The sequence below is a fragment of the Glutamicibacter sp. NPDC087583 genome (assembly GCF_044743685.1).
In the GTDB taxonomy this organism is placed as follows: domain Bacteria; phylum Actinomycetota; class Actinomycetes; order Actinomycetales; family Micrococcaceae; genus Glutamicibacter.
Map to the genome: position 1 here is coordinate 1,126,151 of NZ_JBIUWY010000001.1, position 14,559 is coordinate 1,140,709.

General features: G+C 62.0%; 12 protein-coding genes and 2 tRNA genes. 5 read left to right on the forward strand and 9 right to left on the reverse strand.

Annotated features, from left to right (window positions below):
- Positions 1–16: 16 nt before the first annotated feature.
- From ACIOU9_RS05355 to mptB (ACIOU9_RS05385), 7 genes are all read right to left on the reverse strand, one after another.
- Positions 17–463: a hypothetical protein gene (locus ACIOU9_RS05355; RefSeq protein ID WP_133833405.1), complete on the reverse strand. Its 447-nt coding sequence runs from the start codon at positions 461–463 to the stop codon at positions 17–19.
- Between the two features lie 68 nt (positions 464–531).
- Positions 532–2,133 carry an ABC-F family ATP-binding cassette domain-containing protein gene (locus ACIOU9_RS05360; RefSeq protein ID WP_400342354.1) on the reverse strand — a complete coding sequence of 534 codons (1,602 nt, stop codon included), beginning with the start codon at positions 2,131–2,133 and terminating at the stop codon, positions 532–534.
- 186 nt (positions 2,134–2,319) lie between these two features.
- Positions 2,320–3,423, reverse strand: a complete 1,104-nt coding sequence (locus ACIOU9_RS05365) for a GTP pyrophosphokinase family protein (protein WP_105657790.1) — start codon at positions 3,421–3,423, stop codon at positions 2,320–2,322.
- An 84-nt stretch (positions 3,424–3,507) separates the two neighbouring features.
- Complete coding sequence (locus ACIOU9_RS05370; RefSeq protein ID WP_133833406.1) at positions 3,508–4,278, reverse strand: DUF2637 domain-containing protein; 771 nt, start codon at positions 4,276–4,278, stop codon at positions 3,508–3,510.
- Positions 4,279–4,409: 131 nt separating this feature from the next.
- Positions 4,410–5,513 (reverse strand): VanZ family protein, encoded by a 1,104-nt coding sequence (locus ACIOU9_RS05375; RefSeq protein WP_332488926.1) that lies wholly within the window; start codon positions 5,511–5,513, stop codon positions 4,410–4,412.
- A gap of 57 nt (positions 5,514–5,570) precedes the next feature.
- Positions 5,571–7,046 (reverse strand): polyprenol phosphomannose-dependent alpha 1,6 mannosyltransferase MptB, encoded by a 1,476-nt coding sequence (gene mptB / locus ACIOU9_RS05380; RefSeq protein ID WP_402696206.1) that lies wholly within the window; start codon positions 7,044–7,046, stop codon positions 5,571–5,573.
- A gap of 5 nt (positions 7,047–7,051) precedes the next feature.
- Complete coding sequence (gene mptB / locus ACIOU9_RS05385; RefSeq protein WP_402696207.1) at positions 7,052–8,551, reverse strand: polyprenol phosphomannose-dependent alpha 1,6 mannosyltransferase MptB; 1,500 nt, start codon at positions 8,549–8,551, stop codon at positions 7,052–7,054.
- A 235-nt stretch (positions 8,552–8,786) separates the two neighbouring features.
- Between mptB (ACIOU9_RS05385) and orn the strand changes: the two genes are divergently transcribed.
- Positions 8,787–9,398 (forward strand): oligoribonuclease, encoded by a 612-nt coding sequence (gene orn / locus ACIOU9_RS05390; RefSeq protein WP_332488932.1) that lies wholly within the window; start codon positions 8,787–8,789, stop codon positions 9,396–9,398.
- A 158-nt stretch (positions 9,399–9,556) separates the two neighbouring features.
- A tRNA-His gene (locus ACIOU9_RS05395) sits at positions 9,557–9,632 on the forward strand.
- Positions 9,633–9,729: 97 nt separating this feature from the next.
- Here the strand turns inward: ACIOU9_RS05395 and ACIOU9_RS05400 are convergent.
- Positions 9,730–10,293, reverse strand: a complete 564-nt coding sequence (locus ACIOU9_RS05400; protein WP_105657784.1) for a DapH/DapD/GlmU-related protein — start codon at positions 10,291–10,293, stop codon at positions 9,730–9,732.
- Between the two features lie 333 nt (positions 10,294–10,626).
- On the opposite strand from ACIOU9_RS05400, the gene ACIOU9_RS05405 reads away from it, so the two are divergent.
- From ACIOU9_RS05405 to def, 3 genes are all read left to right on the forward strand, one after another.
- Positions 10,627–10,702, forward strand: a tRNA-His gene (locus ACIOU9_RS05405).
- Between the two features lie 831 nt (positions 10,703–11,533).
- On the forward strand, positions 11,534–12,682 hold the full coding sequence (locus tag ACIOU9_RS05410; protein ID WP_332489259.1) for an acyl-CoA dehydrogenase family protein: 1,149 nt from the start codon (positions 11,534–11,536) through the stop codon (positions 12,680–12,682).
- Between the two features lie 24 nt (positions 12,683–12,706).
- Positions 12,707–13,279: a peptide deformylase gene (def, locus tag ACIOU9_RS05415; protein ID WP_105657783.1), complete on the forward strand. Its 573-nt coding sequence runs from the start codon at positions 12,707–12,709 to the stop codon at positions 13,277–13,279.
- A 12-nt stretch (positions 13,280–13,291) separates the two neighbouring features.
- On the opposite strand, the gene ACIOU9_RS05420 is transcribed toward def, so the two are convergent.
- Positions 13,292–14,338, reverse strand: coding sequence for a winged helix DNA-binding domain-containing protein (locus ACIOU9_RS05420; protein ID WP_388021954.1), 1,047 nt, complete (start codon positions 14,336–14,338; stop codon positions 13,292–13,294).
- Between the last annotated feature and the right edge of the window lie 221 nt (positions 14,339–14,559).

The following is a 14,559-nucleotide window of genomic DNA, read 5'->3' on the forward strand; positions in this document are numbered from 1 at the left end:
TTAATGCAGTTTTCTTTCAGCTGCCGTTGGCCGGCGGCGTCCAGCGGATCCCGCTGTCGCTGCACCCAGGAGTCTTGTGCCACTCGCCTTCGAGGCAGGAGGCATCGATGAGGGTGCGGTCCCCCACCGGCTCCTGCAGTTCCAGCGTGTAGGGCGCGGTCTCGTTGCCCTGGCAGGCATGCGCTTCGCCTTCCAGCGGTTCAACCACGATCCCGATGGCGATCTGGTCATTGGACAGCTCCACCTGGGTGGCGGTCACCTCGCCGGTCACCCCGGAGGAACAGGCAAGCCGCATGACCCCGAGGTCGAGGCTGGTGCTCGACGCATTCACCCCGGCAGGGTCCAGCAGCGTCCACTGGGCGTTGACCTCATCGGAAACCTGTGCGGCGCAGCCGGCCAGCGCGCTGGCAAGCAGCAGCCCAGCGCCTGCGATCCGCGGTAATTTGCGTCCAAAAACACTCATGGCTTGGCAGCTCCCTTTGAAGATGGTGATCTGCCAAGCCTACGAGAGCTATTGCGCGTTGTCAGGATTTAAGTCAGCGAAACCAATTCCAGGTAATCCTCGTTGAAGAGGTCCTCATCGCCATCAGGCAGGATGACCACGCGCTCAGGCTGCAACGACATCACTGCGCCCTCATCGTGGGACACCATGACCACGGCACCCGGGAAGGTGGACAGCGCGCCCAGCACCTCGGCGCGCGAGGCAGGGTCGAGGTTGTTGGTCGGCTCATCAAGCAGCAGCACATTGGCGCTGGAAGCCACGATGGTGGCCAGGGCCAGACGGGTCTTCTCGCCGCCGGAGAGCACGCCGGCCGGCTTGGTCACGTCGTCGCCGACGAACAGGAACGAGCCGAGGATCGAGCGGACGTCGGCATCGTTCAGGTGGTCAGGCGCGTTGCGGCGCATGTTCTCCAGCACGCTGGCTTCCGGATCCAAGGTGTCATGCTCCTGGGCGAAGTAGCCGATCTTCAGGCCGTGGCCCGGAATGATCTTTCCGGTATCGGGTTCGGAGACACCGGCGAGCATGCGCAGCAAGGTGGTCTTGCCGGCACCGTTCAGGCCCAGGATGACAACCTTCGAGCCGCGGTCGATGGCCAGCGAGACATCGTTGAAGATCTCCAGCGAGCCATAGGCCTTGGACAGGCCTTCGGCCATGAGCGGGGTCTTGCCGCAGGGAGCCGGATCCGGGAAGCGCAGGGCTGCAACCTTGTCGGAGGAACGCTCTTCCTGCAGCCCGGAAAGCATGCGATCCACGCGCTTGAGCATGGACTGCGCCGCCGAGGCGCCGGAGGCGCGGGCCTTCATCTTGTTCGCCTGGGTCAGCAGGACCGAAGCCTTCTTCTCGATGTTGGCGCGCTCGCGCTTGCGGGCACGCTCATCGGTTTCGCGCTGGATCTTGTAGCGCTTCCAGTTCATGTTGTAGACATCCACCACGCCGCGGTTCGCGTCGAGGTTCAGCACCTTGTTCACGGTGGATTCCATCAGGCCGGTATCGTGGCTGATCATCAGCACGCCGCCGGGGTAGTTCTTGATGAAGTCGCGCAGCCACATGATCGAATCGACGTCCAGGTGGTTGGTCGGCTCATCGAGCAGCAGGGTCTCGGCGTCCGAGTAGAGGATGCGGGCCAGCTCGACGCGGCGGCGCTGTCCACCGGACAGGGTGCGCAGCGGCTGGTCCAGGATGCGGTCCGGCAAATCCAGGTTGGCGCAGATGGCGGCCGCTTCGGATTCGGCAGCGTAGCCACCGGCAGCGATGAATTCTGCTTCCAACCGGTCGTACTGGCGCATGGCCTTGGCGGAGACGGCAGCGTCCTCGCTGGCCATGTCCTCGCGGTTCTGGGCCAGCTTGGTGACCACCACGTCCAGGCCGCGGGCGCCAAGGATGCGATTGCGCGCCAGCTGCTCCATGTCAGGGGTCTTGGGGTCCTGCGGCAGGTAGCCGATGGAGCCCTTGAAGGTGACCTCACCCGAGGCTGGCTGGGTCTCGCCGGCGAGGACCTTGGTCATCGTCGTCTTGCCGGCACCGTTGCGTCCCACCAGTCCGATCTTGTCGCCCTTGTCGATGCGGAAGTTCACTTCGTCCATCAGCAAGCGGGCGCCGACGCGTAGCTCAAGGTTGGCTACGGAAATCATATGGTGTGGCCCTTTCATGCGGGTACAAGAATTGTGCGGCCCACAAATTGGGCAACTTGACTATTCTACCGGCCAACCACGCCGTGGCCTGCGGAACGTGCACAAACTAACAGTTTGGGGTTGAGCTGGCTAAAGAATCGAAGCCCGCACTTCCACCGCAGTGGAAATCCGGGCTTCGAATCGAAATTATTCCTTGTCGCTGGGTTGCGATCGGTAATCCATCATCTGGATCAGGCGGCGGCGCAAGGAGGCTTCGCGGCGCAGGTCCCCGCCGCTGGTCTTGTCGATGTGGTCCTTGCCGAAGCGCCAGAGCAGCACGTCGTCCAGCAAGCGGTCCGGACCCGGCGAGTACCGGTGGTCCAGCGCCGCACGCACATCGGTGACCACATTCGCATCCAGCAGCTGCGCCAGCTGCCAGGTCTGGTCGATGCCGTGGGAGCCGAGCAGCTCGGCGGCCCAGGACCAATCGTCATCGCGCTTGCGGTCGACGTGCGGCAACAGCGTCTGCCATATTTCGCCGATCTTCTCGCCGGTCAACGGCTCGGATCCGGCGCCCTGCTGGTCGTGGTAGCCGTTCAGGCGGTGGTACAGCTCGTCGATGTCCGTGAAGTAGTCCTCCACGGTTTCCAGCATCGCCGCGGTGGCGGTGAAGTGGCGGTCGATCTGCGGATTCCAGGCGGCCTCGCCGGGATGCTTGAAGCGGATGTCGTGCTCCATTTCGGACCAGGCATGCTGCAGCACGGTGCGGATCTGCACTTCGAAAACGAAGTTGCCGCTGGCTACCACCGGCTTGCCCAAAGCCTCCTGGAATTTGCGCACGATCGGCTCGCTGCGGGTCTTGAGCAGCAGGTGGCGCGAGGAGTAGCCGTAGGTGCCGGACTCCACCGAGCCGATGTCCTTCTCCCGGTCGCTGCGGCAGTCGAAGGAGTCGCGGTGCGACTTGATCAGGCTGGCCACCTGCTGGATTTCATGGGGCAGCATCACGATGATGCGGATGCCCACCATGTCGTGGATTTCGCGCAGCGGGTTGGGGAATTCCAGCACCGGGGCGGTCTCGGAACTTTCCTGCAGCCGGCGCGAGGCCTTGGCCGCGAAGGACTGCGGCGATTTCACCCGGCCGGTAATGAACAGCGGTTGCACCTCGGAATTCGCGAACAACCGGCGGATCTTCGCCTTCATGGCCGACATGACGGTATTGAGTTCGCCGGTCACAGACTTGTACTGCTCAACGGCGGCCGCAATCTGTTCGGAGAACTCGTCGTTCGCCTGGCCCTGCGCCGGATCCATCATTGATGCCTCCTGGATGCTAAAGCGTTCCTGAAAATGCTGTCCTCATGCTCATGCCCTGGCGCCAGCCGGGTGCGGCGACGGCCCTTATGGGCGGGAAAGGCGCTTAGCCATGTCGTCGAACAATGGCGCCTTGTCCTCGGTCTTCTTCTGCGCGGCAGGCTTGGTTTCCTTGGCTGGCTGCGCGTTCTGCTTGATCGGGGTGACCTTCGAGTCCGATCGGCCGGCCGCGATGCCTTCGGCGCGGGCTCGGGCCAGCGCGTCCTGGTGATCCTGTTCCAGGACCGATAGGCGTTCTTCCTCGGCGGTCTTGGTGTCGGTCAGCGCAGCGTTGTAGCCATCATCATAAGCGACGCCGTACTTCTCGGCGTTTTCCCGCTCTTCGTTGTATTCCAGCTCAGCGCGCAGCTTCGCGGCCTCGGACTTCTTCTGGTACATGTGCACGGTCAGGTGGGTGATGGCCAGCAAGACGATTGGCGGCATGGCGGCAACCAGCGCGGAAACCAGCGGCGGGACTCCGTTTTCGATCGAGTCCACGGTCAAGATTGCGTGGGTGGAGTTCGCCGCGGTGGAAACGATCGCACCGAAGAACAGCAGCGACCACGGGTAGATCATGGCCTTGCGATGGAAGCCGTTCAGGGCCACGATGGCCACGGTGGCGGCCACGATCATGCCGTCAATGATGATTGGCCAGATCCAGGCCAGGCGCGGGCTGATGCCCGAGCGCTCGGCCAGGTCGGTCAATGCAGCGAACGAGAGCACGAATGCGCCGATGGCAATGAGGACCGTCGCGCCTACGGCCGTGCCTAGGACGGCGCGGTGCGGTTCGGCCGGGACCTCTGGTTTGTTATCTTCCATGCTGCTGAGCAGACCTAACTTTTTGGGAATTATCGGTATGTCTTCAAACGCGAGTTTGCTGGACCGCACCCGAGGCGCAGACCACCGCGTTCCATTTTAGCGTGCGCCTTGCGGTGCTGGGGTGCCTTGGCTCAAAGGGCGCGACGGTCGATGAAACCGGTACCGCTGATTTTTCCGGCCAGCCCCCGGTGATTCGCCTCGAAGATGAAGTAGAAGGCGCTGATCGCGATATAGATCACAACGAGCATGTTCAGCAGCGGGTAGGGCGTGAAGTCGACCATGCTGGTGGAAATCTGGAAGAGGAAGTTAATCCCGCCGAATCCGAGCAGGCTGCGCAGCAAGGCCCGGCCGGCCGGAGCCGGTTGCCCCTGCCCGTCGGTGAGCATCAGCCAGGCACAGCGCTGGCCGAGGGTAGCCCGTCCCGGCGCCAGGCTCGGCAGCCAGAAGACGCAGAAGACCACGATCAGCGGAAGCCAGAAGTTCATCCACTGTTGGCCGAACTCCGGGGCACCCAAGCGCTCCAGCAGTTCAAGGGCAGCACCGATGACAAGGAGCGCTCCGGCGGTGAAGCCTGCATCGAAGATGTTGGCCAGTGCACGGCGGGCGCGGGTCACCGGCCGCGCCGGCGCATTGGCCGCGTCCGCTTCCACCGGGCCGGACAGGAAGCGGAACATCGGCAGGTAGGCGATCATCGCGCCCAGCAGCGCGCCGGCAGTGTTAGTGATCAGGTCATCGACGTCGGCCACGCGGTAGGCGCAGGTGTACAACCCCCAAATAGCGGTGTACTGGGTCAGCTCGATGGCCAGCGAGGCCGCGAAGCCGAGCAGGACACCGGTGAAAATGTTGCCGCGCAGCCAGCGCACGGCCAAGATGCCCAGGGGCATGAACAAGATGATGTTGAACAGCACCTGCCACAGGGTGAAGCTGGTGGCGAATCCGCTCAGTCCGCGTTCCACGATGGCCAGCCTGAAGTCATCGACGAAACGGCCGGGCACCAGTTGCGGGATGGCCACCCCGGGACGGCAGAATTCGTCGCGCGTGGACGGCAGCGGAAGCATGGTGTAGCTGAACAGGCCGAATCCGTAGACGGCTGCGGTTGTGGTGGTGATGGTGCGGCGCCAGGACAACCGTCCATGCCGGCGGTATTGCACGGCCAGCAGGAAAACGCCGGCGGACGCCAAGAAGAGGGCGCCGCCGAGAATGGCGATTGCCGCTGGCCAGAACATTGTTTGCATATTTCTATCTAAGCGGAATTTTCCGGGAGAAAGCTGGGCTGCAGAATGTGACCTTGGCTATGCTTTCGGCCCGCGCAGCACTTGCCTGGTTCTGGCATCGGCAGTGAAGAGGCCGATGAACAAGCCCGCTACGAGCACGCCAGCCAGGGTCTTCATCAGCCAGGCCGAGTGCCACTGCTCGATGGAGAGCTGGTCGACGAAAACCGCCACCAGGATCAGGCTGGATGCATAGATCATCAGCTTTTCCGATCCCCAGGACACCTTGTGCGAAATGGCGAACAGCGCCATCAGCCACAGGATGTACCACGGCTGGATAATCGGAGCCAGTAGCACCACCGCCGAGAGCGCCCACGCCGCTAGGCGCACCGGGCTGGAGGTGTCCTTGGCCAGCGCCAGGCGCGCCACAATGGCCAGCGCGATGACCTGGAAGACGCCCACCACGATGGCATTCACCAAGGAGATATCGGCGCCGAATATGCCAACGAGATTGCTCAGGGACCAGCCGATCAGTCCCACGGGAGCGTACGGGAACGCCGCATCGCCCGCGGTGAACATGGCAAGCAGCCAGCCGAACCAGAGGTTGGTGACCGCACCGATCAAAAGCAGCCAGGTCAGGGAGAGGGCCGCGACCTTGGCCCAGATTTTCCACCTCTCGCGCATCGACGGGCTCCTGCCCAGCAGGACCAAGCCGATAAAAGGCAGCGCCAGCAGCACGATCGGCTTGACCGACACGGCTATGGCCAGCGCCATCGTGGCGGCCATGGGACGGCGGTCGTAGGCATAGGCGAAGGCGCTGAAGACACCGGCGATCATCAACGCGTCGTTGTGGACGCCGCCGATCATGGTCAGCAGGAACAGCGGATTGCCCACGATGGCCCAGTTGGCCCAGTTGGCGCTCTGCCCCATTTTCTGCGCCAGCTTCGCAGTGAAGTGATAGCAGCCCCAGACACCGAGCACGGCAATGACGCGCAGCAGGCCCACGCCGATTTCGGGAATGCCGTTGGAGGCGAAGTAGATGATGCGGGCGAGCACGAGGAAGAACGGACCATAGGGCGAGGGCGATTGCGCCCACAGGCTGTCGGATCCGCCATCGAACCAGCCCGGAAGCGCGGACACGCCTTCGGCATACGGGGATTTGCCGGCGTGCAGCATGCGGCCCTGGGCCAGGTAGGAGTAGACGTCGCGACTGAGGATCGGGAAGCTGAGCATCAGCGGAGCAGACCACATGGCCAGCACGCGGGCCAGTCCCCGCCCGGTGATCTCACCGGCAGCCTGGACCCATGGCCGGGCCAGGATCCAGGTTCGGGTCAACCAGACAATTCCCACGGCCATCAGCACGATGCAGCTGATGACACCTGGCACTTCGGTTCGGAATTCTATGAAGAAGCCGCTGCGTGCCAGCGGGGACAGCTGGTTGCGCGGGAACCAGCCGATGCCCCAGGAGGCGACGGTGATCATGGCCGAGGCGGTGAACCCTTGCCATGATAGTGACCGCAGGCTTGCGCGCTGCGGTGCCAGCTTCGGCTGCTCCACTGCCACTAGGCTTTCTTGCTCTTCTTCAGCCAGTTGGTCGAGCTGAGCAGATCAGCGCAGATGTTCTTGGTCTTCGGATCGAAGAAGACAAGGTACAAGGCGCAGGCGATGGAGATGCCCCAGGAAATCAATTGGACGCGTGGCACCAGGGAGTCCTGCAGGAACTGCCAGACGAAGATCTGGTCAGCGGCCTGGTAGGCCAGGAAGAAGATGGTGGTCAGGTGCAGCCAGAGCATCTGCCAGTCATCGCGCAGGCCGGTCGCGGCGAAGAACGGCAGCAGCCACAGGAGGTACCACGGCTGGATCACCGGGGAGAGCACGACAATCGCCGCGAAGGCGATGGCCAAGCGCTGCACCAGGTGCGAGTGCTTTCCGCGGAAGATCAAGACAAAGGCGATGGCTACGCCGACCAGGCGGCCGAAGAGCTTGGCCGCGGGCAGGATCCACTCGGTGGACAGCCCGATGGCGGAGACCAGCCCGCTCAGCGCGATGACCGCAATGCCTACCGGGGAGAAGATGGAGTATCCGGTACCGGTGAAGAGCATGACCTTCAGCCAACCGAACCAGTAGCCATTGAGCCACCCAACCACGGTCATCAGGGCCAGGAAGATCATGCCGGTGTAGAACCAGTAGAGGATGCGGCGCGGCCAGGCAGCGTTAGGCCCTGCCCAGAGCAGGCCGATAAACGGCAGCAGTACCAGGGTAATCGGTTTGACCCCCACCGAGGCCGCCAGCACCACGATGGCCCAGAAGCCGTAGCGCTTGCATGCCAGGTAGACAGCCCAGACCGACAGGCCGGTCATCAGGGCATCGTTGTGCGCACTGGCCACGAAGTTCACCAGGAACAGCGGGTTCGCCACGGTCATCCAGGCGGCTTTGGCCCCGGGGACACCGTGCAGTTCGGCAAGCTTGGGCACGTAGCGCAGGCAGAGCAGCACGCCGATGAATGCAATGGCGCGGAAGGCCAGGACCGCCGCGTCGGTCGAAGGGCCAGTCAGCTTGACCACGAGGAATTCGATGCTCAGGTAGAGCGGGCCGTAAGGGGTGCCGTCCTGCGCCCACATGGTGTCGGCACCGAGCTGGAACCAGTTATTCAGCGAGGATATTCCGTCAACATAAGGATCCTGCCCGGCATCCACCAGCCGGCCTTGGCCGATGTAGGCGAACACGTCCCGGCTCATGATCGGCAACGTGACGAACATCGGGATGCTCCACAGCCAGACCGCACGGCGGACCACCTTCAGCGAACCCTCGCCCCAGCCCTTGAGCTTCTGGCCCAGGCGCCACCAGGAACGGAAGAGGACCCAGCAACCCAGGGCCAGCAGGATCACGCAGGTGATCACGCCGGCGGGTTCGGTGCGCAGCATGATGAAGAACGGGTCGCGGTTCAGCGGGGATACGCTGGCCAGCCACCCGGTACCGAAGGATCCGAAAAGGATCAGGGAGGAACCGATGACGCCGCTGAGAAGGGTCCTATTCACTCCAGCGTAGGGCGGGGAGCTCACTGCTGCTGGCTTGCTGGCTGACACACTGACACCTCGGGCTGTAACGGACATGAGTTCGAGAGTAATTAAGCCAGCGTCGCATGTGCCGCGCCCTTGCAAGCAGGCAATTCAACAGCCGGAAATCTCAGACGATTTTAGCATCGAGCACGCGTCCAGGCCGGTTGAAACACTGTCCTTCCGCCGTGCGACGAGGGTGCGCTCCCCCACAGCGCTGCTTGAAGTGTAGATTGGTTACGTGGCTAGTAACTCAGAAAAAATTGTATGGATCGATTGCGAAATGACCGGCTTGGATCTGGTTAACGACGCATTGATCGAAGTAGCAGTGCTCATTACCGACTCCGATCTGGAGATCGTCGACGAGGGCATCCAGGTAGTCATCAAGCCCGAGCCGGCAGCTCTGGCGCAGATGGATGATTTCGTTCGCAATATGCATGTGGTTAGCGGCCTGCTGCCCGAGCTGGAGAACGGCATTTCCATGGAGGAAGCCCAGCGCCTGGTGGTCGACTACATCAAGAAGCACGTTCCGGAGCCGAACAAGGCGTTGCTGGGCGGCAACTCGGTGGGCACCGACAAGAACTTCTTGGCACGCGATATGCCCGAGGTCATTGAGCACCTGCACTACCGCATTATCGACGTGTCGACCTTGAAGGAGCTGAGCCGCCGCTGGTTCCCGAAGGCGCACTACGGCGCTCCAGCCAAGACCGGCAACCATCGCGCACTGGGCGACATCCAGGATTCGATCAACGAGCTTCGCTACTACCGCGACGCCATCATGGTGCCGGCGCCGGGACCAACCTCCGATGAGGCCAGGAAGATCGCCGCCGGGATCACCGAAAGCGCCGGCTAACCGCTAAACGAAGGCCCCGGCGCATTGGTGATGCACTGCACAGTGCCCCAGGGGCCTTCCGATTGGCATCAAGCGCGGAATTGTGTGTATAGTATTTCTCGTTGCCAGATACGGAATCGGTTCGCAAAAGCGTTCTGACTAGTAACGAAGCAAACATGGTGGGTATAGCTCAGTCGGTAGAGCGTCTGGTTGTGGTCCAGAAGGTCGCGGGTTCAAACCCCGTTACTCACCCCAGAGACAAAGACTCGATCCAGAACGAAAGTTACGGATCGAGTCTTTTGCTTTACCCGCACGCCTGGCAACGCCGCCGCTCAGCTGACGAGCCGCAGAATTAGACCGTGCGCACCACCCTGGCTGGCGAGCCAACCACAACAGCGCCGGCAGGTACGTCTTTCGTTACGACCGCGGCGGCAGCGACAACTGCGTTCTCGCCGATCGTGACACCGGAAAGTATGGTCGCGTTCGCGCCAATCCAGACGTTGCGCCCAATGATCACTGGAGCCGGAATCATATCCGCCCGCCGAGCAGGTTCAAGATCGTGATTAAGTGTTGCCACAACGACGTTGTGCCCAATCAAGCACTCATCCCCGATACTGATGCCGCCTTGGTCCTGGAATTTGCAGCCAGCATTGATGAAGACGTTTTTCCCCAGTTCGATATTGCGGCCAAACTCCGAGTTGAACGGCGGGAATAGCACCACCGAGTCGTCAACGTTCGTTCCGGTCAGCTGCCGCAGCAAATCCCGCACTTGCCCTGGGCTGCGGTAGCCGTCGTTCAGCTCCGCGCAAATGCGCAGCGCGTCCTGGCTTGTGCTATGCATGAGCGCATGCAGCGGCGAACCGGCGGTAATTCTCTGGCCAGCATTCAAGGCTTCCAGAAGATCGTCAATGCCCAAGAATCCCCCCCCATCATCAATTCTTCACGGTGGCTCGAACTATATCGGCTTCCACCGTCGATGCCTAGCGCAGCTGTGCCCCGGACCCGCGGCAAAGCCATTCCCTAAGGTACTGCAAGCAAAGGGATGATCACGGCACGGGGATTCATCTCATGAGGCAGTTCAGCGGCGAGCAACAGCCCCACGGCCATGAATAATGAGCATCCCGTCACAATCCCGGAAATGGCTCCATGCGAATTGGTATTTCCGGCCTGGATACGTGTATAGTATTTCTCGTTGCCCGGTACGAAATCATGAGCACTACAGCTTCTGACTAGTAACGAAGTAGACATGGTGGGTATAGCTCAGTCGGTAGAGCGTCTGGTTGTGGTCCAGAAGGTCGCGGGTTCAAACCCCGTTACTCACCCCAGATCGAAAGACCTGGTTCGGAATGGAAATTCCGAACCAGGTCTTTTCTCGTTTCCGACGCCTTGAAGCGCAATCAGCAAGGCACCGGGCCTCGTTGATTCCAGACCGAACATCTGGAATCCAGAGGCACTCGCCACCAGTCCCCGCCAGCGAATCCGACACGGCGTTCAGCATCGCGCCGCTAGCCGCCAACCCGCCTTCACCGCCGGCAATGGCCACCGAATGGAACCACCAGATGCCCAGGCACCCTGCCGACGCCGAAAAGATCGCTTCCATGGCACAGGTCGGGCGCCTCGACGCGATCGCACGCAACCCTGCCAGCAGTCTCGAAACAAGCGGATTCCATCAAGCGGCAACCGGGTCGATTTCGCGTGGAGTGATCCGCAACCCGCGGGACAGTCCAGGGTTGCATCATTGGCACTGCCCGCCCCTGCACAACGGACCACTAGTCTTCCCCAGGGCACGATCCGAAGTATCACTGGCTCCGGTGAAGCCAACGCCATCGTGCGCGGATGCGAGCTGCAGATTCGTCGCCGACAGGACCGATTGAACAGGCAGTTCGAACCTGCCGGCGAGCGCAGTGCTGCCCGGATGCGGTGTTAAGTCATATTTCGGTGGCTAGGAACACGGATTCGAAACTATGTTCGAATGCGTTGTGCTTTGGGGTCTATCCCCGTGTTTTTCGAGACTTTTTGCGTTATCTAGTGACTTGAATCGTTGTTTGCCCTGGCGAGTAGGCACGAATTGGCTTGAGCAACCATAATGGATGATGTACTTCGGCAAGCCAGTGAGCTTTATGCCTTCGTTCCATCCACCGAAAGGTACTCCCCCTGTGAAACGCGCGCTCTTTGAAGAGGACCACGAGCAGTTCCGTGAACTGGCTACGGAATTCAACGCCCGGGAGATTTCCGGTAAATACGCTCAGTGGGAAAAGGATCATCAGATCCCCCGCGAGGTGTGGCAGTCTGCCGGTGAAAACGGCCTGCTGGGTCTTGCAGTGCCTGAGCAGTTCGGCGGCATGGGCATCGATGATTACCGCTTCCGTGTAGTGCTTGATGAGCAGCTCGTGCGTTCGGGGCATCTGTCCGTAGCCTTGGCCTTCCACCTGCACGACGACCTGGTGCTGCCGTACCTGCTCTCCTACGGCTCTGCCGAGCTCAAGGCCAAGTGGCTTCCACGCATGGTCGATGGCTCCACCATTACCTCCTGCGCGTTTACCGAGCCTGGAGCGGGGTCCGACCTGCGTGCGGTGCGCACCAAGGCGGTCCGCGATGGGGATGACTGGCTGATTAGCGGCCAGAAGACTTTCATCGGCAATGCTGCGTTTGGCGATGCCGCTCTGGTGCTTGCGCGCACCGATGGCGAAAGCGGACGGGCGGGCGAGCAGTCATTCTCGCTGTTCATGGTCGAGCGTTCCGAGGGGTACACCAACGGCAGCCCCTTCGACAAGATTGGGCTGCGGGCTTCTGATACCGCTGAGCTGTTCTTCGACGATGTCCGCGTCTCAGCTGCAGATCTTGTTGGCGAGGCTGGACAGGGCCTGGCCCATGTCAAGGCGCAGCTTCCCCAGGCCCGTCTGGCTATTGCCGTGGCTGCCTCGGCGATCTGCACCGCGTCCTTCGAGCAGGCGCTGGAACATGCGAAGAACCGCTCGACCTTTGGCCAGGCGCTGACCGAGTACCAGAACACCCGTTTCGAACTGGCTAACCTGAAGACTGAGGCGCATGTCACCCAAAGCTTCGTGGACCGGGCCGTCCTGGCATTCAACGACGGCGAGCTGGATCCTTCCGAGGCTGCCGAGGTCAAGCTTTGGGCTAGTGAGAGCGCTAAAAAGCTTTCCGATCAGGCATTGCAGCTGCATGGCGGCTATGGCTACATCATGGAGTACCCGATTGCCCAGTCCTTCACTGCCTCCCGCTTGCTGACCATCTTCGGTGGCACAAGCGAGATCATGCGTGAAACTATTGGACGAGCACTCTAAGCACTTTTGAAAGGAACCGATCACGTGCCTATTCGGCAGATCACTGTTTACGGAGAACCTGTACTTCACAAGCGTGCGGTGGAGGTCACCGAGTTTGATGGCGCCTTGCGCGAGCTCGTTGCCGATATGCACCTGACCATGGATGAAGCGCATGGCGTGGGCCTGGCGGCTCCGCAGATCGGTTTGGGCCTGCGCATGTTCACCTACGTCTTCGCGGACCAGGACGATGCTCCCGAGCGGGGCGTAGTGATCAACCCCAAGCTGACGCTTTCAAAGGTGTCGCAGGCTCCTGCGGATGCTGATGACGACTCCGAGGGCTGCTTGTCCGTGCCCGGGCTGAACTACCCGCTGCAGCGTGCCGACTATGCGAAGGTGGAGGGTTTCGACGAGTTCGGCAATCCGATCTCTTTCGAAGCGCACGGCTGGTTCGCGCGCATCATGCAGCACGAGTACGACCACCTTGACGGCTACCTCTACGTGGACAAGTTGCAGCCACGCTGGGAGAAGAAGTGGAAGAAGGCCAAGAAGGCTCTGGGTTGGGGCGTGCCTGGCAACACCTGGTTGCCGGGTACCGATGAGGATCCATTCGGCCACTAGGCCTCCCGCCGCCTACCGGGCAGTCTTGAAGTCCAGATACCGCTGATGCAGCGCCGCACCGATTTTGCCGGTGGGCGCTGTTTCTGCGTTCCAGAGCTTCGAAGCCCTGCCTTGTTCTAGCCAGAAGGGCAGGAACATGCCGTTCTTGCCGGGCAGGATCTGCGCGGCCATCTGCTCGTCGGCTACCAGCGTGCGATTCGCGTAACCCAGGTAGTACTCGTCAAAGGGACCGAGCAGGCGCAGTGGCAGCCCGGTGGGCTCCATCGCTTCAAGCTCCCGGTGGGCGCGGCTGCCGGCGATGACCCAGTAGCCCTCCCCGCGCTCATCGCTTCCTGCGCTGGACAGCAAGCCACCGAGTGCTTCTGCGGCGGTTCTCATGGTGGTCAGCGTCTGTCCCGTGTACCAGGCTGCGTCGCGAAGGGTAGCTGGCCCATGCGAGTGCAGGTACCGGCGCAAGAGTTGCGCCAACGGATCTCCTGGTTCCCGGTGACTTGCAATCCATTCATCCACGAGCACGAAGTCCTGCGCGATGAGCTTCGCGTCTTGTGGAATGGGCCCCTGGCAGATCAACCCGTCCAGGACGAGGACCTGCAGGATAACCAGTCCCCGCTGCTGGCCGGTCTCCATTCCATTCTGGTTCAGTGCCTTGAAGAGCGCGGAGCGGCTGGCTTGCCCGTGCTCCTGCAGATGCGCGCTGATGATGCCAGCTGCCTGGTCAATGTCCTGGGTGCCGATCTGCAGTCCCCGCATCCGTGTGGCCGAGGAGCGCAAGGTGCGTTCACGTGTTGCGCGAGTCATCCAGCGCGCATCTTCGGCCAAGCAGATATGCAGCGTGCCCCGCATGGTCCATGACCGCACGAGCCGGCCTTCGCTGAAGAGCGCATCGACTTGCTGGCGGGATTCTTGCGCTGCGGAGCGCTGAGCCAGCGCGTAGCGTCCTGCAGCGAAGTCCTGGGACTGGAACGCGAGCATGTGTTCTGCGGCCTGCAGTACGGATTCTGCCGGCTCCAGTAGCAGCTGGCTCGCCATGCGCGCCGCCAGCGTCCGGGTACTGTCCATTAACCAACCTCGATCCAATGCTTGATGGCCTAAAGCCTAGCAGTGCGGGGGTCCAGAGATGCCCGCGAAGCGGCGCACCTGCAGCCGCCGTTGACGCAGGGACGGCGCAGGCTCAAGCGGACCTCCACGCCCGGATGCGCGCAAAGGTCGAGACCTGCCTGGACTTTGCTGGAGAGGTGCTGGCCAGGTACTGGTTCTCGTTGGCCCCCTGGACCCGGAAG

Coding starts and splice junctions, on each gene's coding strand:
- ACIOU9_RS05365 (WP_105657790.1), bottom strand. CDS start 3,423: ATGATGGATCCGGCGCAGGGCCAGGCGAACGACGAGTTCTCCGAACAG.
- ACIOU9_RS05360 (WP_400342354.1), bottom strand. CDS start 2,133: ATGATTTCCGTAGCCAACCTTGAGCTACGCGTCGGCGCCCGCTTGCTG.
- ACIOU9_RS05420 (WP_388021954.1), bottom strand. CDS start 14,338: ATGGACAGTACCCGGACGCTGGCGGCGCGCATGGCGAGCCAGCTGCTA.
- ACIOU9_RS05355 (WP_133833405.1), bottom strand. CDS start 463: ATGAGTGTTTTTGGACGCAAATTACCGCGGATCGCAGGCGCTGGGCTG.
- ACIOU9_RS05370 (WP_133833406.1), bottom strand. CDS start 4,278: ATGGAAGATAACAAACCAGAGGTCCCGGCCGAACCGCACCGCGCCGTC.
- ACIOU9_RS05375 (WP_332488926.1), bottom strand. CDS start 5,513: ATGCAAACAATGTTCTGGCCAGCGGCAATCGCCATTCTCGGCGGCGCC.